We start from the raw sequence: 23,298 nt of genomic DNA, 5'->3' as shown, positions 1-23,298 counted from the left end.
CCTTCCCTCTGCGCATTTTATTTTCACTTCACCGATCTCGCCCAGATTCACTCCTCAATTGAGGCAACAATTAAACCCAAAGCGCCTCACCTTCCTCTAATACGGCCAACCCCTCTTTTTGCTCCTTTTTCGACTCCTTACCGGCAAAAATTTCTTGATTTTGAAGAGTGCGGTAAAGCCGCACTCGCTTTTAAGCAAAATTTGACCAACTAAACTCAAGGAGTCGGGAATGAGAGAAATTAACCAACGTCGGCTGAGGTACTTCCATGCAGTCTACACCCACGGGAAAATTCGTACAGCAGCAGATTATTTGAATACTGACGGCTCTGTCATTACGCGGCAGATTGGTCTGCTAGAACAAGAGATCGGATTTAAATTATTCGAGCGACGTCCCCGCGGTGTTGCGCCAACCGAGGTGGCTAAATCATTGCTTGAATATTATCGCAAGAACCGCGAGGCTCGAGCAGAGTTTGAAGCTGACGTACAAGCGCTGAATGAAATGCGACGAGGCAGTATCCATATCGCTACAGCCAGTACATTTGTTGCTCCACTCATGGATGTATTCAATCAGTTTCATCGTCAATGCCCTAATGTCAGTCTGAATATAGAAGAAATTTTCGAGCCGAGTAAGATTATTCGTCAAATTCTCGACGACATTTTGCATATAGGCATCATTCATCTTTGCCCTGAAAGACCAGATCTTCAACTGTATGCAAGCGTGCCGTTACCTTTAAACATGTTAGTGAGTAAAGAACACCCTCTTGCTCAAAAACAGAAGGTCACACTTAAAGAAGCGATGAGTTCTTCGCTCTCACTGCCGGCTTCGGGGGTGTCACGAGAACTGGTCGAGGCCGCCTGCCAAACGGAGAAAATCGCCCTTCCCCCTTGCATATTTGAAAGTGATTCAACGATAGCGCGTAAAAAGTTTGCTTGTGACAGCTTAGGCGCAGTATTTATGTCGATTTTTTCAGCCCGCGAAGAAATTAAAAAGGGGGAGCTGATTGCGCTCGAAATTGATCATCCCATTTTTCAGTCAGCCAAACTGGCTTTAGTGGTTAGGCGGGGTAAGCCCTTGCTGCCCGCTATTCATCAATTGCTTAAATCGCTCCATAGAGGTCTCTCTATTTTTACGCATCAGGCAGAGGTGAGCGATCATTTACTCATCAGATCGGGGGAGGAAAACTAAATGAAAGAGCACAATCAAATTTTCGAAAGGCGCCGTAATATGATTAAGACCGTGATAGCCGGTTTGGGCGTAGCCTCCGTGGTGAGCGTACCCCTCATCAAACCTTCTCTTAAACTCATCAAAAATCCAAAACAAAAAATTATTATCCGTACCTCAGGCGGAAGAGATCATATTGCGTATACCAAAATACTCTTCGAACCTTCACAAAAGAAACAGGGATTGAGATAGAGGCCGTTATATCCAATGTGGAGCCTATCGCCGAAATTAGAACGATGGTCAATACGGGGACGTATCATTGGAATATGGCGTGCCTAAGCAATCGGGCTGTTCCGATCTTGAGCAAGGAAGGTTATTTGGAAAAGCACCAGCTTGAGCATGATCCCGTAGTCTCAACCATCATGCCGCGCTTTTTGTCGGAGTATAGCGTTGGCATGAACGTCTACTCTACGGTGCTCGCATATCGGGAGGAGGCTTTTAAAGGACGTCAAGCGCCGAGAACGTGGAAGGATCTTTGGGATGTGAAAAATTTCCCCGGCCGCCGCGCTCTACGCAAAATTCCCTTTGATACGATAGAAGAAGCATTACTGGCCGATGGCGTGCCTCCAGAAGAAGTTTATTCTTGCAATGATCTAGACCGCGCCTTTCACAGCCTGGATAAAATCAAGCCGCATATTTCCGTCTGGTGGCAAAATGCGCCCCAAGCTGAACACCTCTTGAAAACAGGCGAAGTCGATTTACTCCCTGCCTTTTCACTTGGTGCCCTGGCGGCTATTGAAGTGGGTGCGCCCGTTGCATTTTCCTGGGATCAACATATCTACGGCTACGATAACTGGACAATTTTAAAAGGTACGCCGAATGCGGAGGCTTGCCGTCAACTTATCCAGTTTGCCACCGACCCTGAGCGGCAGGCACGCCTTATCCCTTATGGGGTAGCGCCGACTCAACCTAGCGCTTTAACCCAGGAAGTTCTGCAAAGAAACCAGATTGATCCCAAATATGTCAAGCTGCTTGCCACTTATCCGGCTAACTTAGAAAAAGGGATACCAAGTGATGGTTTGTACTGGGCAGATAAACATAGCTCAACCATTGAACGTTTTAATCAGTGGTTGCTGAATTGACCACTCACTTTAGCTGTTCCCCCTGACCAATAGAGGCGCGTCAGGGGTACTGAAAATCATGTTTCGATCAGAATAAATAATTCGCTGCGGAAGGCACTTAAATAATAAACATCTGAATAAATATATAGATTTTCAATGCCAACAATCGTGTTATCTGTATCAATTTTTCTGTTGCAAGGGAGAGTTTAAAGCAGCCTCGCTTGCTCGCATAATTGTTTGACGAGTCGTCTTGAATTCGTGTGCGATTGCAGCAATGCTGACACCAGCATCGAGCCGCTCTAAAACGATAGCACCCTGTGCAGCATTGAATATCGGCGATCTGCAAACTGTTTACCAGTGAGCAAAAAGGCGTGGCATGGCTCTAAATTAGTCCGAAAATTGGGTACGAATTATCGCTCACATCCGAAATGCATTTAGCTGATTTTCGTACATCCATGAATAGGCATGCCCGAAATAGTTCATTTTCAGATATCTTGGCGATCTGTGTTCTTTATAAAAATTTTTTGTAATTGCAGCTTCTCTTCCATCCGGCTAATTACCTTTACCAAAATCAATCGATTCTTTAAAAACCCCGGTTTTTACGAAGCAAATGCAAGTCTGATAATACCAATTATCAGACTTGACCCGCGGAAAAAGAGAAATTTTTGACAGGGGGACGGCGCGGAAATCAGGGGCAAAAAAAGTGAATGGATACGTCCCACCCGCTCGATCGTCCACCCCTACACCCTGATTGTTTGCAAAAATCATTGGCCCATCGTTACAATTCGGAAAAATTGTGGATGAAGACGATGCGGTCTTTGAGCGTAGCGCACAAAATAGGCGCGTACTCTCTTATTTGTAGACTCCACTATTGTTAAAAATCTTAAAAAATTCGGCTTTTCTAGACCGTTCGTTCATTGAACTCAGCGGGAGTGAGAAAATACCGGTACAAGGAACGTAATGCTTACACCGATCAATGGCATGTCGTCGAGATCCCATCCTGTTGCTCAGGGACAGTCCCCTTTGCAAACTCCGCAGCAGATGCTTGAGCAAGCCAAACAATATATAGCTGTGGCGGATGGGTATACAAAAATCGGTCAGGTTGCCGAAGCAGAAAAACTCTATCAGGTAGCTCAAAAGCTTTTTGAAGAAGAAGCAGAAAAATTGTCTCTTGACCCTCAGTCGGGAAAAATAATTGAGTCTATTTATTTAAGTTACGGCTTATTGTTAAATGAACAAGGGCGCAGGACCGAAGCAGAGACGCTAGAACAAAAGAGACAGCAAATTTTTGAGCGATATAGACTCAATAACGCGGGCTTTTCTAAAAAGCGAACGGTTGAGAGGGGGTCAAGTAGTTTGCATTTAAATAAGAAAAACCATCCCGTTGCCATTGAACGACTTGCCGGGGTGGGTGCTTCTTTATTCAGCTATCCAAATGCAAAGCTCGAAGCCCTCCCGGAGAGTTCCGCCGAAGCCCAAACCTTCTCCTTTACACCGATATTAACTGATTCAGCCGGTACCGATTATGTTGGGGTGGAAACGCTAGTACAAAGCTGCCATGGCACGATTAATGCACCAGTCCATGGCAAGAATAATACGGTCAACGTGCATTACTACTCACCGAATAAAGAACTTCTGCCTCAAATCCAAGAAATCCATACGTCCGTTGGAGAATTAAAAACAGCCTATCTAGATCGGTTTAAAGAGCAGCAAGCCCTAGAGCTACGCTCGAAGAAAGAACCCTTAGCTATCCTAGGCCAGAATATCGAGGCAGAATATTTCACTGCGTGGGAAGAACCTGGAGAAATTCAAGATGGGCTGGCGATGTATGTCGCCCCACAGGCGACGACTGCTGCGGATAGAAAGACACTTTTTGATTTAGACGAAGCGGTAACCGCCTTTTTAACGCAAGCCAATGCTTCTGGCCAGAAAACTCAGGTGCTGTTGTTGCGAGGTGAAGCGGGTTCGGGGAAATCGACCTTTAACCGCCATTTAGCGCGCCGCTTATGGCGAGACTATGGTACTGCTTCAGGCGAGCGGCCGATCCCGCTGTATATCTCTTTACCGACGATAGACAGGCCCAACAAAAATCTCATAGGCCAGTATTTATCGGATAAATGTGGCTTTTCGCCCGAGCAGATCGACGCGTTGCGGGCAAACCAGCACTTTATTTTAATCTTAGATGGCTATGATGAAATTCCTGCGGAACAGAGGAATTTATATACGGATGAAAAACTGGATCAATGGCAAGCAAAAATCGTACTGAGTTGTCGGCCCGAGTATTTATCAGAGGGCTATAAAAACCATCTGCAACCGCGAGGCCGTTCACGCATCTTGCTGGAGTATCAGCTCGCACCGTTTTCAGAACAGTCGATCGAAACCTATATTCATCAATATGTTAAGCATACGAAAGCTCAGTGGAGCGCTCAAGCTTATCAAGACAGATTAGCGCAGATTCCCAATGTGAAAGAACTCTTGGGTACGCCTTTTTTACTGAAAATGGCCTTAAGTGTATTACCGACGTTAGACGAAACTCGGCCGGGTCAAGTGGCTTTAACCCGAATCAAACTCTATGAGCAGTTCGTGCAAACGTGGTTTGAGCGTTCGTTAGCGCGTTTAGATGCGATTCAGTCTAAATTGACGGAGGCAGAGCAGAAAGCTTTCCTCAGTTTAAAAGACGAATTTATCGGGCATAGCCAGACATTTAATACCGACTTTGCGTTAGCCCTGTCAGAGGGTAAAACCACCGTAGCGGAATATTCAGCGGTTGCCCGCAGAGGAATGCCGCAGGATAAGCGATATGAGACCTTTTTGAGTAACAAAGATGAGGAAAAGAATCTACTGCGTTTTAGCGCGTTGTTGACTCGCCAGCAGCAGCAATATCGCTTTATTCATAAATCGATCCAGGATTATTTAGTGGCGCGCGCGGTATGGGAAGAGCTGGAAAACTTCACAGAATTGGCGTCATCGGATCGTTCTACGCAGTTAAACTGGGTAGGAAAGGTGCAAGTGTTATGGGAAGCGCTCAGCCCTTCTGTTGAGGTGGATACTGCGGCCTTATTGAATACCTTGAATGTTGTGGAGGATTTAGCGATCCAGCGCTTTTTGGTCGAGCGAGTTCAACAAAATGGAGAGCTGCTAAAACCGCTGTTGGCGTGGATCAAAGCGACAACGAGCAAGCATAGCGTGAGCAGGGCTGCGGCGAATGCAATCACGATCCTGATTAAAGCTGGGGTGCAGTTCCATGAACTGGATTTAAAGGGAATCCAGATACCCGGGGCCGATCTGAGCTTTGGGGTATTCGATTCAGCGCAGTTGCAAGGGGCGGATTTAAGCGAGGTCAATTTACGGAATAGTTGGCTTCGCCATGCGGATTTAAGCGCAGCCAAGATGGCTGGGGTGCGGTTTGGCGAATGGGCTTATCTTCAAGAGAAAAGCAGTGTGTATTCCTGCGCGTATTCCCCGGATGGGAAAAACTGTGCGGTAGGGCTTGAGAACGGCACGATCAGCGTCTACTCAACCTCGAATTGGGAAAAAACCTACACCTTAGAAGGACATACCGGCACTGTTATTAGCGTAGTGTATTCGCCGAGCGGATCGCAGATCGCCTCGGGGAGTTATGACGAGACGGTGCGTCTGTGGGACGCGCACAGCGGCGCGGCTGTGCACACCTTAGAAGGACATACCTGGTATGTTACTAGCGTGGTGTATTCGCCGAGCGGTACGCAGATCGCCTCGGGGAGTTGGGACACTACGGTGCGTCTGTGGGACGCGGAAAGCGGAGCGTCTGTGCACACCTTAGAAGGCCATACCTCCACTGTTAATAGCGTGGTGTATTCGCCGAACGGATCGCAGATCGCCTCGTGGAGTTTTGACAAGACGGTGCGTCTGTGGGACGCGCACAGCGGCGCGGCTGTGCACACCTTAAAAGGACATACCTCCTATGTTTATAGCGTGGTGTATTCGCCGAGCGGGTCGCAGATCGCCTCGGGGAGTTCTGACCGTACGGTGCGTCTGTGGGACGCTCAAAGCGGAGCGGCTGGGTACAAATTAGAAGGACATACCGCCTCTGTTTTGAGCGTGGTGTATTCGCCGAGCGGGTCGCAGATCGCCTCGGGGAGTTCTGACCGTACGGTGCGTCTGTGGGACGCGCATAGCGGAGCGGCTGGACACACCTTAGAAGGACATACCTCCGATGTTAATAGCGTGGTGTATTCGCCGAGCGGAGCGCAGATCGCCTCGGGGAGTTGTGACATTACGGTTCGTCTGTGGGACGCGGAAAGCGGAGCGGCTGTGGGTACCTTAGAAGGACATACCGAAGCTGTTAGTAGCGTAGTGTATTCGCCGAGCGGATCGCAGATCGCCTCGGGGAGTTTAGACAAGACGGTGCATCTGTGGGACGCGCACAGCGGAGCGGCTGGACACACCTTAGAAGGACATACCTCCTCTGTTAGGAGCGTGGTGTATTCGCCGAGCGGGTCGCAGATCGCCTCGGGGAGTTTTGACAAGACGGTGCGTCTGTGGGACGCGCACAGCGGCGCGGCTGGGCACACCTTAAAAGGACATACCTCCTATGTTTATAGCGTGGTGTATTCGCCGAGCGGGTCGCAGATCGCCTCGGGGAGTGATGACACTACGGTGCGTCTGTGGGACGCTCAAAGCGGAGCGGCTGGGTACACATTAGAAGGACATACCGCCTCTGTTTTGAGCGTGGTGTATTCGCCGAGCGGGTCGCAGATCGCCTCGGGGAGTTTTGACCGTACGGTGCGTCTGTGGGATGCTCAAAGCGGAGCGGCTGGGTACACATTAGAAGGACATACCAGAACTGTTTTGAGCGTGGCGTATTCGCCGAGCGGATCGCAGATCGCCTCGGGGAGTCATGACCAGACGGTGCGTCTGTGGGACGCGCACAGCGGAGCGGCTGAGTACACCTTACGCGGACATACCGCCTCTGTTAGGAGCGTGGTGTATTCGCCGAGCGGAACGCAGATTGCCTCGGGCAGTAATGACAATACGGTGCGTCTGTGGGATGCGCACAGCGGAGCGGCTGTGTACAAATTAGAAGGACATACCAGAACTGTTTTGAGCGTGGTGTATTCGCCGAGCGGGTCGCAGGTCGCCTCGGGGAGTTATGATAATACAGTGCGTCTGTGGGAGGTCGCTTCGGGTGAGTGTCTAAGAGTGATTCAAGATTTCACTAGGGGAGTCTATAGCGTAGCCTGGAAAGCGACGCCAGAGGGTTCCTATCTGTTGACTGGCGATGGCGGTAAGTTTGTTCGGCAGTGGGAGCTGATAGGAGAGGGAGTTCATGCGCACCTGCGTTGGATGTTACCACCGGATAATAAGCTGATGGTGAAGAATACGTTATTGGAAGGGGTGGTTGGGTTAAGCGATATTAATCGGACACTGTTGCAGCAGCGGGGCGCCAATGATGGGGCTTTATTATTCGATTCGGAAGAGTCTGATGAAGAAGACTTTTCCGATTCAGAAGAATCGACTGGAATAATTGATTATTCCGAAGGATGGGCTGAATTGTATTAGTTCCGACTTGATCGTACAGTAAGGCCTTGCCAGAAGGTGGGGTTATCCGGTTTGATAGAGGTGCAAATCTTAATTAAACCCGCGCGTAAGCGCATAGGAATAACCCCATGTATAGTGTTCATCAAAATATCATCAAACACAAGGTCGGTCTGCTCAATTTGGCAACAGAACTTGGCAACGTGTCTCGCGCCTGTAAGGTGATGGGATTTTCGCGTGATACATTTTATCGTTATCAAACGGCGGTAGAAACGTAAGCGGTCAGCCGGACCACTGTTGACAGGTTATAAAGGAGGCGGTAAAGGGAGCAATTCGTCGATTCGCCGATGAGGCCAAGCAGGTAATTTTTCCAAAGTGTCTTTGAGCCATGCAGCGGGATCAAGCCCATTGAGCTTGGCTGTGGCAAACAGACTTTGAATCGCAGCGGCGCGCCGACCCGCACGTTCAGAGCCTATAAAGAGCCAATTCTTGCGGCCCACGGCAATGGGACGGATGATATTCTCTATGGCGTTATTGTCTATGGGCAAGTTGGCCGAATGGGCAAAGCGGGATAGCGCCTGCCAGCGTCTTAAACTGTAGTCGATCGCCCGCGCCAGCGCGCTGTTATGGGGTCCGTTTGATTTCAGTGCAATAAACGACGGTAGCGGTCTCTAGTATTCATAAGGGTTTTCACGAGCTCGCCATAGAAATATGCTTATAAATCAATGACTTGCTGATTACCATTTTTGACACGTTATGATTGCATAGTTTTCTTTTCCTGAACAGAAAAGCGATGGATCATTGGCGAGTCCCTTACCTTGGTTTGCGACAGATCCCGGCCGAACTCAACGAGTTTGAGCTGAATATTTTTTTCACATTCTCAACCAGGGAACGTACACTAATCGATGCGCGCCGCAAAGGTCTCTACCGCTTGGCGCTGGCCCTGCATATTGGTTACCTACGCATGGCTGGCCGTACATTGGATGCTTACAAGTACGTTCCCAAAGAGCTATGGGCCCACCTAGGCAAACAGTTGAATATCCATGCACCGGACATTGGCACATTGCGCGCCCTGTACCAGACACGGCCGCGCACGCTAGTTGATCATCAACAACTTGCTCATAAAACACTCGGTTTTGCCATCATGACAGAACACCAGCGACGCTACCTCGTTCGTTGGCTCAAAGAAATTTTATCTGGATGTCCGGATAGCTCTACGCTGCTTGCCCAAATTAAAGTTTGGCTCTACGATCATCGCATCCTGATCTCGCATGATCGCATATTAAAGCACTTAATTGCAGAAGCGATCCGTAACCACGAGTCTTACCTAGAAGAAACACTCTCTAAGCGCATCGGCACCCCTGTTATTGAGCAATGGTGCCGCCAACTCCTGGCTCCGGAAAGCAAATACGGTGGTAACCTGCAGCAATGGCTTTGGAAGGTGCCTCTGCGACATTCCACGGCCCAGATGGGCGAGCTGTTCGACAAGATTGAATGTCTATATGCGTTAGAAGGAGTCGTAAACTGGCCTATAGAATTGAACGAAGCACTGGTGCGCCACTACGCGCGCCGTTGCGCCAAGCGTCCTCCCTCGATTAGCAAACGCATCCAATTTCCGGCGCGCCAGCTTGAAGCGGCCTGCTTTATCCGTTACGCATTGTGCGCTGCAACAGATCAACTGCTGTGGATGTTCCGGCGCTGGGTCATGAATGTTACCCATGAAGCTGGCAAACAAGTTGATGTAAATCGCTCCAACGAAACAAAAGCAACAATAGAGCTCGCCGAGGCGATTAAAGCATTGGCCCAAGACAAAAGCCTGCAACTGGTATCGTTGCGTACCAAAATTTGCGAACTGGCTGACCAAGTATTGCAGTACCACGCACCGAGTCGGCTTAGCCTCATCCGTCTGCAATTAATGACCAAAAACCAACAAGTTAGGGCTATGTTCACTAAACTGGTGAAATTGCCGTTTAAGTCGGAAACACAACATCCAGTGATCGATGCAATCACTGTTTTGCGTAGTCTGTATAGCAAGAATGGCGGCATTGAACTGCCGAATTCGGTGAACATCAAGCTCGGGCGTGCATGGCGTAATGCAATTAACGGCTATGATCGTGTTAATGCACTTCATGCCTTTGAGTGGGCGACGCTATTCGCACTGCGTCTGGCGTTACGCAACGGGTCAGGGTATGTCGACCATAGCTTTTCTTTCCGTAGCGCCACGGCCTTGCTTATCCCAGAAGGAGAGTGGAAGGTCAAACGTAATTACTACTACGGGCACCTTAATTTGCCACAGGATCCGAGAGTATTTCTGGATCAGATTGTCGAGCATCTCGACCAAGGTCTGGAACGGCTGCATAATGCTGTCATACACGGTGAAGTCCGGATTGATGTTGATGGTGTCCACGTCGAGTCGTTTGCGGCGCAATGTGAGGATGCTCATCTTGACGCATTGCGCCGTGCAATTTTCAAGGATCGACCACTGGGCCAGCTTCCAGAAATCATTCTTGAAATTGATAGCCAGGTACGCTTTTCCTGGATCTTGCTAGGGCGTGAACCACGTTCACGCAGCGAATTATTGCTCGTCTATGCAGCCGTACTTGCACACGGCACGTCCCTATCCGCTGCCGATATCGCACGCATGATTCCAGAGCTATCGTCCAAGGCAATCCGCCAGATGATGAGAATGACTGCCGACGAGCGTAAGTTACGTGAAGCATCCAATATGATCCTGGAATTCATGCATCGACATCCAATTGCAGCCCACTGGGGGCGCGATGATTTGGCTTCGTCCGACATGATGAGCCTGGAAACAACACGCACAGTTTGGCAGGCGCGTGTTGATCCGCGCCGGCGCACGGCATCGATTGGCATCTACACTCATGTCCGGGATCGGTGGGGGATTTTCTACAACCAACCGATCCTGCTCAAGGAGCGGCAGGCCGGCGCTGCGATTGAGGGAGTGGTGCGACAAAGCAAGGCTGACGACGTGACCCAACTCGCGGTTGACACGCATGGATACACTGATTTTGGGATTGCCATCGGCAAGGGGTTGAGATTTGATATATGCCCTCGTCTGCAGCATATGCGTGATCGGCGGCTCCACGTGCCGATTGATCACCGCGCCCCTGCGGAATTACTGCCAGTCATAAGAGGTGATGTGAACCTGGAGTCCATCGTGGCAATCTACGATGAATTTGTACGCGTGGTTGCGTCGATTCATAGCGGGCACTGCACGGCCGTGCAGGCGCTTCAACGTTTCGGCTCGGCCGCCCGCGGTCAGGATGTTTATGATGGCGGAGTCCAGCTTGGTCAGTTGCTACGAACGATTTTCTTAATCGACTATTTTACAAATCCCGAGTTTCGACGCGAGTTGCAACATGCATTAAACCGTGGAGAAGCTGTCCATACGATCCAACGCGCTGTCCACATCGGAAAAATTCCGACGGAATTGGCCAAACGATGGGAAACACTGGCAGCAGTGTCGTCCAGCCTCTCTTTGCTGACAAACGCTTTGTTGGCTTGGAACACGCAGCACATGCAGCGTGCCGTTGAGCGAATCGAAGCGATTAGTAGTGAGAAACTTCAGCCAGAAGACTTGCGTCGCATTGCACCGACGAATCTGGAAGGAATTAACCTGCGGGGAACGTTTGATTTTCCACTGGCAAACTATGCAAGTCGGATTTTGCCCAGTTCTGTACGCAAAGTGATGCCAAGTACCAAAGGGGTTGCAGGATAGGGAGCAAAAATGGTGCATTTAATAAATGGCAATCAGCAAGCTATTGCTTTCGGAGCCGCCCCAAAATGCCTCCCCTTGTCTGATAACGCCTATATCCATGCTTATCGTTCTCAAAGAATGTTTATTTGTTGCATAAATGTGATACATATGCTATATTTGTCTCACGTTAAACTTGAGTTAGGGTACGATTATGATTACTGTTAACATCCGCAAACAAGGTGGCGCAGCAGTGATGACTATCCCTGCTAGTGTGTTAAAAATGCTTAACGTTGAAGCTGGCGCTCAGCTAGAAATTGATGTCGTTCAAGGTGCATTTACCGCCAAACCCGTCACAAAACATTTGCGTAAGCGTTATTCCTTGCACGAATTGCTACGAGGGGTCACCCCAGAGCAAATGGTTATACTGAACGAACAAATCGAATGGGCTCGTGAGGGCGAACCCATGGGTCGGGAATGTTTATGAACCGACGCAAAGTGGCTCAGCCTGGCGATGTGTACTGGATCGATCCAAATCCAGTGGCCGGACGAGAAATGAAAGACAGGCACCGTTTCGTTGTGATCACTCCGCCAGAAATTAATGCGTTGGGCGTATCCATGACAGTACCTATTACCAGTGGTGGACAATTTGCCCGAGATAATGGATTAACAGTTGTCATTTCAGGACATGATACAAATGGCGTGGCTGTATGCAATCATGTTAGGTCATTTGATCTCAATGCTCGTGAAAAAGTCGGTACCGCTCGCTATATTGAGACTTTGGATCAAGTCACGACCAATGAAATTATCTCGCATGTTTTGAGTATTATTGATCCTGAGATAGGCTGACATTGGCCAAATAATTTTCCTCTGCAAATTATCTTCATGGCTGTGGCATAGTAATTTACAATAATAAATGAGACAAATATCGCTTTTAAAAGCTAATCTGTCTCGAGTGAAGCCTTATGTTAAATCCAGCGATTCTTCCGTAGCAAAAACCCTCCCAAGCAGGCTTTTGCTACGCTTTGTCAATATCCTGCTTTCAACGCATTTTCCTCACGCTAAATCCGACAAGGCAACCCCATCATTGGCACCCCTCTGCTTCAACAGCGCTCGATTCATCTCGCTTAACCCAACCACCCCTTCCAATAACGTATCCTTCACCATCAGCTTATTATCCGGTGGCGACATCCAACGCAGGTGCGCATGAACTCCATCCTCCTCTCCTATCAGCTCCCACTGACGAACAAACTTATCGCCACTGCCAGTCAACAAATAGGAACCCTCCGGCGTCGCTTTCCAGGCGATGCTATAGACTCCACCGGTAAAATCTTGAATCTCTCTTAGACACTCACCCGAAGCGACCTTCCACAGACGCACCGTCTTGTCATCACTCCCCGAGGCGAGCTGCGAACCGCTCGGCGAATACACCACGCTATAAACAAAGGAGGTATGTCCTTTTAAGGTGTGCACAGCCGCTCCGCTGTGCGCGTCCCACAGCCGCACCGTATTATCCCAACTCCCCGAGGCGAGCTGCGAACCGCTCGGCGAATACACCACGCTCCTAACAGAGGCGGCATGTCCTTCTAAGGTGTGCACAGCCACTCCGCTTTCCACGTCCCACAGACGCACCCTCTTGTCAGAACTCCCCGAGGCGAGCTGCGAACCGCTCGGAGAATACACCACGCTCCTAACAGAGGCGGCATGTCCTTTTAAGGTGTGCACAGCCACTCCGCTTTCCACGTCCCACAGACGCACCGTCTTGTCATCACTCCCCGAGGCGAGCTGCGAACCGCTCGGCGAATACACCACGCTATTAACAGTGGAGGCATGTCCTTCTAAGGTGGGCCCAGCCGCTCCGCTGTGCGCGTCCCACAGATGCACCGTATTGTCAGAACTCCCCGAGGCGATCTGCGTTCCGCTCGGCGAATACACCACGCTATTAACCCAGTCGGTATGTCCGCGTAAGGTGTGCGCAGCCGCTCCGCTGTGCGCGTCCCACAGACGCACTGTCTTGTCATAACTCCCCGAGGCGATCTGCTTTCCGCTCAGCGAATACACCACGCTCAAAACAGAGGCGGTATGTCCTTCTAAGGTAGGCCCAGTCGCTCCGCTTTCCACGTCCCACAGACGCACCGTCTTGTCCAAACTCCCCGAGGCGATCTGCGAACCGCTCGGCGAATACACCACGCTCACGACAGAGCCGGTATGTCCTTCTAAAGTGTGCGCAGCCGCTCCGCTGTGCGCGTCCCACAGACGCACCGTCTTGTCCCCACTCCCCGAGGCGATCTGCAATCCGCTCGGCGAATACACCACGCTCAAAACACCGCCGGTATGGCCTTCTAAGGTGGGCCCAGCCGCTCCGCTGTGCGCGTCCCACAGACGCACCATATGGTCAGAACTCCCCGAGGCGATCTGCTTTCCGCTCGGCGAATACACCACGCTCAAAACACCGCCGGTATGGCCTTCTAAGGTGGGCCCAGCCGCTCCGCTGTGCGCGTCCCACAGACGCACCGTATTATCCCAACTCCCCGAGGCGATCTGCTTTCCGCTCGGCGAATACACCACGCTATTAACAGTGGAGGTATGTCCTTTTAAGGTGTGACCAGCCGCTCCGCTGTGCGCGTCCCACAGACGCACCGTCTTGTCCAAACTCCCCGAGGCGATCTGCTTTCCGCTCGGCGAATACACCACGCTATTAACAGTGGAGGTATGTCCTTCTAAGGTGTGACCAGCCGCTTCGCTTTCCGCGTCCCACAGACGTACCGTCTTGTCCCACCCACCCGCGGCGATCTGCTTTTTGCTCGGCGAATACACCACGCTATTAACAGGCCTGGTATGTCCTTCTAAGGTGTAGATTTTTTCCCAACTCGAGGTCGAATAGATGCTGATCGTACCGTTCCCAAGCCCTACCGCACAGTTTTTCCCATCCGGGGAATACGCGCAGGAATACACCATGTCTTCCTCTTGGAGATAAGCCCATTCGCCAAACCGCACACCAGCCATCTTGGCTGCGCTTAAATCCGCATGGCGAAGCCAACTATTACGAAAATTGACCTGGCTTAAATCCGCCCCTTGCAACTGCGCTGAATCGAATACCCCAAAGCTCAGATCGGCCCCGGGTATCTGGATTCCCTTTAAATCCAGTTCATTGAACTGCACCCCCGCTTTAATCAGGATCGTGATCGCGTTCGCCGCAGCCTTATGCACGCTCTTCTGGCTCGTTGATGCTTTGATCCACGCCAGCAGCGGTTTCAGCAGTGCTCCATTGTGTTGAACTCGCTCGACCAAAAACCGCTGAATCGCTACATCCTCCACAACATTGAAGGTATTCAATAAGGCCGCAGCATCCACTTGAACAGAAGGGCTGAGCCCTTCCCATAACACCCGCAATGTTTCTGCCCAGTTTAACGGCGTAGAACGATTCGATGACGCCAATTCCGTGAAGTTTTCCAGCTCTTCCCATACTGCACGCGCCACTAAATAGTCCTGTATCGATTTATGAATAAATCGATATTGTTGCTGCTGGCGAGTCAGCAATGCGCTAAAACGCAGTAGCTTTTTTCCTTCGTCCTGGTTGCTTAGAAAGGCTTCATACCGCTTATCCTGCGGTATTCCGCGGCGAGCGATCGGGGAATATTCCGCTACCGGGGTTTGAGCCTCTGACATGGCTAACGCAAAGTTGGTATTAAATGTTTGGCTATGCTCAATAAAGCCTTCGTCTTTTAAACTGCGGAAAGCCTTCTGCTCCGCCTCCGTCAATTTAGACTGAATCGCATCTAGACGCGCTAAAGAACGCCCAAACCACGTCTGTACAAACTGCTCATAGAGTTTGAGTCGGGTTAAAGCCATTTGACCGGGCCGAGTTTCGTCTAATGTCGGCAACACCCTTAAGGCCATTTTGAGCAAAAAGGGCGTGCCCAACAGCTCTTTGACATTGGGAATCTGCGCTAATCTGTCTTGATAGTCTTGAGCGCTCCACTGAGCCTGTGTATATTGAACATACTGATGAATATAGGTCTTGATTGATTGCTCTGAAAACGGCGCGAGCTGATACTCCAGCAGCACACGTGAACGCCCTCGCGGTTGCAGATGGTTTTTATAACCTTCCGTTAAATACTCGGGCCGGCAACTCAGTAAGATTTTCGCTTGCCATTGGTCAAGTTTTTCATCCGCATAGAGATTTCGTTGTTCCGCAGGAATTTCGTCATAGCCATCTAAGATGAAAATAAAGCGTTGGCTTGCCCGCAACGCGTCGACCTGCTCTGGTGAGAAACCACATTTATCCGATAAATACTGGCCAATGAGATTCTTGTTGGGCCTGTCTATCGTCGGCAAGGAGATATACAGCGGGATCGGTCGTTCTCCCGAAGCAGCACTATAGTCTCGCCATAAGCGACGCGCTAAGTGCCGATTAAAAGTCGATTTACCTAAACCCGCTTCGCCCCGTAGTAGGAGTACCTGGGTTTTCTGGCTAGAATCCTGGGCTTGAGTCAAAAAGGCGGTTACCGCTTCGTCTAAATCAAAAAGAGTCTTTTTGTCTGTGACAGTTGTAGCCTGCGGGGCCACATACATCGCTAGGCCATCCTGAATCTCCCCCGGCTCTTCCCACGCGGTGAAATATTCTGCCTCGATATTGCGGCCTAGGATGGCCAGCGGTTCTTTCTTCGAGCGTAGTTCTAGCGCTTGCTGTTCTTTAAACCGATCTAGATAGGCGGTTTTTAATTCTCCAACAGCAGTATGCATTTCTTGGATTTGAGGAAGAAGTTCTCTATTCGGTGAGTAGTAATGCACGTTGACCGTGTTATTTTTGCCATGGACTGGCGCATTAATCGTGCCATGACAGCTTTGCACTAGCGTCTCCACCCCAATATAATCGGTACCGGCTGAATCGGTTAATATCGGTTTAAAAGAGAAGGTTTGGGCTTCAGCCGAACTCTCCTGGAGGGCTTCGAGCTTTGTATTGGGATAGCTTAATAAAAAAGCATCCACCCCGGCAAGTCGTTCAACGGCAACGGGATGGTTTTTTTTATTTGAATGCAGACTACTTGACCCACCCTCAACCGGTCGCTTTTTAGAAAAACCAGCGTTATTGAGTCTATATCGCTCAAAGAGTTGCTGTCTCTTTTGTTCTAGCGTCTCTGCTTCGGTCCTGCGCCCCTGTTCATTTAACAATAAGCCATAACTCAAATAAATAGACTCAATTATTTTTCCCGACTGAGAGTCAAGAGACAATTTTTCTGCTTCTTCTTCAAAAAGCTTTTGCACCGCCTGATAAAGCTTTTCTGCTTCGTCAACCTGACCGCTTTTTGTATATTCATCCGCCACAGCTATATATTGTTCGGCTTGCTCAAGCATCTGCTGCGGAGTTTGCACAGGAAGCTGTCCCTGGGCAACAGGATGGGGTCTCGACAACATGCTATTGACAGGTGTAAACATTGTATCCCTTGTACCGGTATTTCTCACTCCCTTTAAGTTTAGTGGACAAATAGTGTAGAGAATTCCAATTTCTTAAGATTTTTAACAATAGGTCAAGTCTGAAAACGGGAATGCGGGCATATTTTGTACACTACGCTCAAAGACCGCATCGTCTTCATCCACAATTTTTCCGAATTGTAACGATGGGCAAATGATTTTTGCAAAAAATCAGGGCGTAGGGATGGACGACCTAGTGTGTGGGACGCATACATTCACTTTTTTTGTGCTTGATTTCCGCGCCTGTCCCCAGTCAAACTCCCCTTTTTTTCCGCGGGTCAAGTCTGATAATTGCTTGTTATCAGACTTGCGCTTACTTTCCAAAATGTGATTTTTCAACGTGGAGGGACGATTTTTGAGCGCCCCTAAGCGAAATTTCTCTTTTGAAGCACGGCACAGAGGCGTTCAATAGCGATTCATGCACGCGCGTGCGCCGATAAGCCGCCCGCCTGAGTCGGCTCCTGACAAGAGCGAAAAAAGTGCTTTTTTTGGGGTTTTTCTGGAAAACGCACTCATAATAACTGCTATTCTCATGAATGCACTTTCGCTTGCTAACAAGGTTAATACTCCGGATTTCATCGTTGCTCCGATTCAGTGGCGGGCTGTTAAACAGCCTGCACGCCACGCGCGATCATCAATGATATAGACAAGTCTTTCCCCGATCTCTACGAAATCAGCACTAGTAAGATAATTGCGGCGTAGTGAGCGCTCCTCCTAGACGAGTCGCTAAAGTAAGGACAACCACATATTAGCTGCGATCTAGCCCTCGCGCCGATTAAGACAAGCCAGCGTAGATCTCTGATAAGAGCGAAACCGAACTTTTACTTTTTATGTTGGAACAAGGCAGAACAATACCTTCTCAAGAAAATACAATCGAGGCTTCAGCCACATAGCTTTTTCTTATAACTGTGAAGAAATAAGTGACTGTAGGATGAGAGTTGCCAAATTACAGGTCATTTTGATTTTAACTTCTCATTCACTTTAAAAAGTTTGTGTAGTTTCTGTGTAATCGTGCCTAGAAAATTACACAAAAATTAAGAATTACATAGAATACCAAGTAATGCATTACTCAGCGAAATCCCTTATAAACAGACCTTTTTAGAAGAGTTAGGCATTTTCCAGAATAGATTATCCGATTACTTTTAATCCGTAGGTCGAGCGTTCGAGTTCTGCGACGATGTCAAAACAGGAGTGACATGCCCCTGATATGTCCAAGTTTATGTCCAAATGGAAAAATAAAAACATGAATCCCTAGAATTCATATGGTTTTTCGCCACTTCTCTAGCTTTTGTATTGTAGTTTTTTGACTTCCAGAGAAATCTAAAGAATGCCCGGAAACTATATTGAACATAGGATTTTTCGCTTTTCTAATGTCTAACTAGATACACAGACAGCCTATGTTCTCTATGTCCAAGTATATTCGTCGACTTGGCATCGCAATACCTAAAGAGCGCATCACGATACTGGGTCGTTCAAATTACCTTCGCTTCCCTGCAGCCTTATCAAATCGCTGATCATTTCTAGCTTTCCGATTTCAAAAATTTTACCTGAAATCGGTCACGATAATTTTGAAATCACCGGTCACGATGGGTTGAAATACGCACTGTTGATATTACTAGTTATCATGAGTGACGTTTAGATTTAATCCTCTAAATTGGGCTATGACGGGACGAAAAATCGGATTGGGCACGGAAGAAAAGCGTGTGTGGATACAAAGGGATCTACAGGGTGTTGTCCGTTTTTTTATGGGCTTGGGTCGAGCAAATGCAAGTTGGATAGTACGAATTAACAAACAAGGCCAAGGGCTGATTTTTGCCTCTCGAAATTCAGCGGATGACGTCCCAAGAGGCCTGAAAAAAACTGGATGACGGGCGCCTTGACCGACGCTTTGGATTTTTGTCTGTGATAAACCTGATGCAGGGTACGCATAGTAGCGCGCAGGAAAAAAGCTCGGTCGATAACTTAAAGCATTGGATTTTAAGGATATTGGATACGCGTTCATCCCATATTTCGCTCATTGTTTTTTACTTTTTTACAAAAATTAGAAAAAATTTCTTGTAAATGTAGAATTATTCCTCTACATTTAATCAGCTTGATTCGATGGTTTTGGGCGGGCGAGAAAGCGTTTTGATCGTAGCAGCCCGAACGGAACTGAGTCATGAAAAATCATAATAAGTATTGGTGAGCAGGAGCAGTTAAGGCTACGATCACATTTTGCGTTGCAGCAATTCGTACATCAAGAAGCAACGCTGGCAGTAGGTGGGATTTGTAGAGGGTTTTTGAAGAGCGTTGAAAATAGAAGTAAAAGCGGCGAAGCAGCTGGAAACGCATCAGGTGGGGAGGGTTCCTTAGCTATATCAAGGCTGTCATGAGTCAATAGGCGGATAGTTTGTGCCGGGTGAAAGCTCGTCTGGCGCATGGGCGTTGATCGCCGCTATCGCACGTGATGATGACGCCCACCGGATGGGAAGACAGAGGTGTTCGCCGGGTCCAAGGTCATCATACGCATTGGAGATGGGCATATGAAAATAAAGCGAAGGTAAAAAAACAAGTTGGCTCATACCTAACTTATATGACGGATGCGAGCCATAGAAAATTACATTCGAAGTCAGTCTTGAAGCTGACAAAACCCAATAAGACCGCGCATGTGACGAGGCTATGACATAAAAGCACGCAAAAGACTCAGAAGTAGCTTTATTGCATCAAAGTTTGCGCAGACTCATCATGTGGATGGATCGATAGCAAGGCCTGCGCCGTAGTGTTAAGCGGGAGTATTTACTCACTTTTGTCTGAAACGGGAAATATATGATGGAAAACAAAAAAAGTAGTCCTTTGCTAGCCAAGTTAGCTGCCCAGTCCGCCGACTCCACATCTGCTGTGGCTGATGCGCGATCCGATTTTGCGGCCATTATGGCCGAGCAGGACTATCACTCAGTCTTTGACATTATTCGTCAACCCAAATCGCTGTTCGTTGCCAAACTGCGCGAAGCCTGGGAGGGCGATGCGGAACTCGCCTACGACAACGCGATGTGCTATGCCATACAAATTGCGCGCCTTTTCCGTGAGCAGCAATTGTCTTCTGATCATATGCCAGCACTTGGACAACGTAGCGGAGTGAGGGGGTTAGTTGAGGTCGGCCCGACCTATGCGAACTTATTTAAAGAAAACTGGGATACTTTTTGCAAAGTAGGCGCGCTAGAGGCGATTGACTCGCCGGTATTCTATTTAACCGATATTTACCGATGGGCGAAGAAGCGGGAAGATGAAGCCGTTGGCGACAACCGTATTCGGCTGGATGTGCGCCGGCCTGATCTGCCCGGCTTATTGATCGACCATCAAAGCACCCATCAGCCTATTCCGGCACTACAACTGGCCAATAAAGTCGTAGCGGACGGGATCAAAGCCTACCTAGATACGACTGAAGATAAAGATAAGTCGATTTATGCTATGCTTGCTGCCAAGCGCTTTCCGTTTCTGTTTCCTTATAATTATCCACATCATCAAGTGACCTTGGGATTGGAGAATAAGAAGATCCAGCTGGGCGCACTGAACTACCGGGCTCGATTCGATTTGCCTCTGGTTCCGAGCATGACATACCCCAACATCAGCACTCTCCACGCTCAGATAATGCTCAGCGAATTAGGGCCCGAGCAGCAAAAGCTATTCATACAACCGAGTCTATTTACAACGTATTATCTTACTTGGTCCGATATTCACGATAAGGTTTGGGGGGATCATGATACGGCATCACTGATGCCTTGGAATAACGCTGAAAGCTTAGCCTATATTGTTCCTCCACAGGCTGGAGCGACTGGGCCCGATACAACGACTTCCAGCGATTCAATTTCCGGAGCAGAGATAACATTAGAGGACCTCTCAGGGTTGAATGCAGAGACATCGTATCGCCTGTTAGGATATCACTCTGATAAAACTAAAAGTCGAGCCATGAATAGCACGGCGCTTACTGAAAGCGGGCCTCACCTAAGGATCCCTCAGTTCAAGGGCCATTCTGAAGATACACTTGAAAATATTACATCTTCGTTTATTGGAAAATTCTGGATTAGAGGGCACGTTGCGAACGCTGCTGAGTCAAGTTACACCTTAGTGCTCAATCCAGGCGATCCATATAGTTTCTATCTCACAGAAGAAGGAAGTAACTTCTTCAAAGACCACTATGACACCGAGCCCACGAATTACGAAGTAACCAATTTAGCATCTTTACCCTTATTTCTGGAAAAAACTGGCCTCACTATGGATGAGGTCGATCAACTCATGGCGTTTGGCCAAAATGCACCGACGGTGTCGCCGAATTGTCCCCCAGTGAATGGTCTTTATGCGAAGGAACGAGCGCCTTTTCCTGCGTCCTATCATTATGGGGCAGTATATGTCAATGCCGGCCTATCTCCGGCTTTAGGACTGGTAAATCTCCGCACAGCAAAGGTACCTTTATGGTCTCTGACCAATACGTCGCTCGATCGCTTCGACAGATTGCAGCGTATGATCCGGCTACAAAAATGGTTACAGCTTCCCTTCGAGCAAATAGACTGTTTGATTATCGCCGCCTGCAGAGCGGAAGGGCAGCGAAACCTAGCCTTCAAGCCCAACGCCAATACGCTACGCGCCCTTGGCGTTTTCCGCTATTTGAACCAGCACTATAAAGTGGCTCCCGATATATTTGCCGCTTTTTTGCATCATATCTCACCCTACTCTGCCGGCGAGAACAAGCCGTTATTCGATCGTGTGTTCAATAGCCCGGTTCTCTTCGAAACCCCTTTAATTCTGGATCAAGGTTCTTTTGAGCCAGATCCCAATCATGAGACATCGCAACCCACCATCCAAAAAATTTGCGCAGCATTGGGTCTGCAAGCTACGCAAGAATCTTATGGTCGTCTCGCGCAGCAGACTTGCACGGAGTATAGCGGACTTAAACGCGATCTAGATACCCTTTCATCCCTTTATCGCCAAACGGCCATACCTAAGCTGTTTGGACTATCCGCCGAGGAGGGAAGTGCTTTATTGGATCTGCTTGGAGGACCGAACTATATTAAGATGGTTGCCAAGGTGGAGCTAAATAATCTTAATGCGGAGCAGCAAAAAGAGCCCTGGCACAAAGACATTCTCGATATCTTGATGGAACTCGATTGGGCCGTGCGCTGGCTTAAAGAAGCTAAACTCACCGTACCGTCCGTGCGCAAACTGCTCGGTTATGACGTGCCATCAATGACAGCAACGCCAAATCTTATTGGCTTGATCCAAGAGTTACACATGGGCATATCTCAGGTCCGTGTTACTCAACACTTGTTTACTCGCCCCGATTTGCCCGCACTGGATTGGCTGGTAGTACTCGAAACCGTGATAGATGGCGAGGGCTTAGTAATGCCGCTCCCGCTTGAATTGGATGCTTCATCGCAAAGTGCGCTGAGTCAGTGTATCAAAAATGCACTCACGGCACACAAACAAACTCCGGAGGTAATAGAGGCTATTGTGCCTATTTTTGTACAGCTGATTGGAGAAGCACAAGCCTCTCAAGAAAACCTAGTCGCCGCTGTACTTAATAAGTCTCTAGGATTAGCTTACGACCGAACTGCGCTGGTCTTGCGATGGGCCGGCAGCAGCGTTCATGATTTGCTCACGAAGACCTTGGCTGAGGTGGGTGAGAACTCAGCCGCGCTGGCGCCGGAAGACATCTCTGAAGCCTATATAGCGCAGCTATATTGCATTGCGCGGCATGCTGAAGCCACCACACAACAGAAGTTGAGCGCTGCCCTATTAAGAATGCTGCTGGTCAAACCCAAATGGCTGGGGATACCGGAAAAAACGCTAACGCTTTCGTTTGCCTGCCTATACCTCCTTAACCGGTATCAATCATGGTGGGAACGCACAGGCGCAGCAGAGGATGAGGTGCTCAGTTATTTTCAAACAGCCAACCTCGCTGTCAAAGCAAACAAAAAAACTGCCCAGCAAGCCGCCGCCAGCGCTGCCACGCTAGCGCGTTTGCTCGTGTGGACAACAGACGAGGTGACGTTGGCAACTAAAGATCTACCAGATGGTATCGCCCGTACCCTGCAGCAGGTTGACTGGGTACGACGGCTTCATGATTTATCGCAACAAACCGGACTGTCGGTACGCGCCTTACAACAAGCCGCTGCATTGACGGCAAATAGCAGCGAACTTGAGTGGAAACAGGCAGGAGAAGCAATGATGGCCGCGGTACGTGCTAGTCAATCGGCTCAAACTTAGTCGGACTGCCAAATTAGCGTGAATGACATCGGAGCGCTCACTGCCTCCATTGCTTAAAATTAAGGATA

The 23,298-nt window shown here is 49.0% G+C and carries 9 protein-coding genes and 2 pseudogenes; 9 read left to right on the top strand and 2 right to left on the bottom strand.

Going from position 1 to position 23,298, the window contains the following annotated elements; translation table 11 throughout:
• Window positions 1–229 precede the first annotated feature (229 nt).
• Genes MCB1EB_RS11420 through MCB1EB_RS11410 form a run of 3 tightly spaced genes read left to right on the top strand, consistent with a single transcriptional unit; the run spans window position 230 to window position 2,304 of the window.
• A complete protein-coding gene (locus MCB1EB_RS11420; protein WP_045364139.1) occupies window positions 230–1,186 on the top strand; it encodes a LysR family transcriptional regulator in 957 nt (318 codons plus the stop codon).
• Window positions 1,187–1,414, top strand: coding sequence for a hypothetical protein (locus MCB1EB_RS11415; RefSeq protein WP_052393920.1), 228 nt, complete (start codon window positions 1,187–1,189; stop codon window positions 1,412–1,414). It begins immediately after the preceding gene.
• Window positions 1,415–1,431: 17 nt separating this feature from the next.
• A complete protein-coding gene (locus MCB1EB_RS11410) occupies window positions 1,432–2,304 on the top strand; it encodes an extracellular solute-binding protein (protein WP_232034114.1) in 873 nt (290 codons plus the stop codon).
• A 159-nt stretch (window positions 2,305–2,463) separates the two neighbouring features.
• On the opposite strand, the gene MCB1EB_RS12485 is transcribed toward MCB1EB_RS11410, so the two are convergent.
• Window positions 2,464–2,592: a helix-turn-helix domain-containing protein gene (locus MCB1EB_RS12485; protein WP_269471778.1), complete on the bottom strand. Its 129-nt coding sequence runs from the start codon at window positions 2,590–2,592 to the stop codon at window positions 2,464–2,466.
• A 651-nt stretch (window positions 2,593–3,243) separates the two neighbouring features.
• On the opposite strand from MCB1EB_RS12485, the gene MCB1EB_RS11400 reads away from it, so the two are divergent.
• Together MCB1EB_RS11400 and MCB1EB_RS11395 are read left to right on the top strand one after the other, a co-directional pair.
• Window positions 3,244–7,824, top strand: coding sequence for an NACHT domain-containing protein (locus MCB1EB_RS11400; RefSeq protein ID WP_126354036.1), 4,581 nt, complete (start codon window positions 3,244–3,246; stop codon window positions 7,822–7,824).
• 107 nt (window positions 7,825–7,931) lie between these two features.
• Window positions 7,932–8,072 (top strand): annotated as a pseudogene (locus tag MCB1EB_RS11395) (helix-turn-helix domain-containing protein); the annotation flags it as partial.
• A 33-nt stretch (window positions 8,073–8,105) separates the two neighbouring features.
• On the opposite strand, the pseudogene MCB1EB_RS11390 reads toward MCB1EB_RS11395, so the two are convergent.
• Window positions 8,106–8,432, bottom strand: a pseudogene (locus MCB1EB_RS11390) (IS66 family transposase); the annotation flags it as partial.
• A gap of 161 nt (window positions 8,433–8,593) precedes the next feature.
• Between MCB1EB_RS11390 and MCB1EB_RS11385 the strand changes: the two are divergent.
• The 4 genes from MCB1EB_RS11385 (at window position 8,594) to MCB1EB_RS11365 (ending at window position 23,230) form a co-directional block, all read left to right on the top strand.
• Window positions 8,594–11,539, top strand: coding sequence for a Tn3 family transposase (locus MCB1EB_RS11385; RefSeq protein WP_045364151.1), 2,946 nt, complete (start codon window positions 8,594–8,596; stop codon window positions 11,537–11,539).
• Between the two features lie 190 nt (window positions 11,540–11,729).
• Window positions 11,730–12,002: an AbrB/MazE/SpoVT family DNA-binding domain-containing protein gene (locus MCB1EB_RS11380; RefSeq protein ID WP_197721979.1), complete on the top strand. Its 273-nt coding sequence runs from the start codon at window positions 11,730–11,732 to the stop codon at window positions 12,000–12,002.
• Complete coding sequence (mazF, locus tag MCB1EB_RS11375; RefSeq protein WP_045364155.1) at window positions 11,999–12,364, top strand: type II toxin-antitoxin system toxin MazF; 366 nt, start codon at window positions 11,999–12,001, stop codon at window positions 12,362–12,364. Before MCB1EB_RS11380 ends, mazF begins: the two co-directional genes overlap by 4 nt.
• 7,431 nt (window positions 12,365–19,795) lie before the next feature.
• The gene (locus tag MCB1EB_RS11365) at window positions 19,796–23,230 is read left to right on the top strand and encodes a Tc toxin subunit A (RefSeq protein ID WP_045364164.1); all 3,435 of its coding nucleotides are present in this window, start codon (window positions 19,796–19,798) and stop codon (window positions 23,228–23,230) included.
• The last annotated feature ends 68 nt before the right edge of the window (window positions 23,231–23,298 follow it).

It is taken from the genome of Mycoavidus cysteinexigens, assembly GCF_003966915.1.
GTDB lineage: Bacteria > Pseudomonadota > Gammaproteobacteria > Burkholderiales > Burkholderiaceae > Mycoavidus > Mycoavidus cysteinexigens.
Note: the sequence above shows the minus strand (reverse complement) of the source record. Positions and strands in the feature narration are given on the sequence as shown.

What these genes read in the sequence shown, in the direction of transcription:
- MCB1EB_RS11420 (WP_045364139.1), top strand. Translation starts at nt 230, where the DNA reads ATGAGAGAAATTAACCAACGTCGGCTGAGGTACTTCCATGCAGTCTAC.
- MCB1EB_RS11415 (WP_052393920.1), top strand. Translation starts at nt 1,187, where the DNA reads ATGAAAGAGCACAATCAAATTTTCGAAAGGCGCCGTAATATGATTAAG.
- MCB1EB_RS11400 (WP_126354036.1), top strand. Translation starts at nt 3,244, where the DNA reads ATGCTTACACCGATCAATGGCATGTCGTCGAGATCCCATCCTGTTGCT.
- MCB1EB_RS11385 (WP_045364151.1), top strand. Translation starts at nt 8,594, where the DNA reads ATGGATCATTGGCGAGTCCCTTACCTTGGTTTGCGACAGATCCCGGCC.
- MCB1EB_RS11380 (WP_197721979.1), top strand. Translation starts at nt 11,730, where the DNA reads ATGATTACTGTTAACATCCGCAAACAAGGTGGCGCAGCAGTGATGACT.
- mazF (WP_045364155.1), top strand. Translation starts at nt 11,999, where the DNA reads ATGAACCGACGCAAAGTGGCTCAGCCTGGCGATGTGTACTGGATCGAT.
- MCB1EB_RS11365 (WP_045364164.1), top strand. Translation starts at nt 19,796, where the DNA reads ATGATGGAAAACAAAAAAAGTAGTCCTTTGCTAGCCAAGTTAGCTGCC.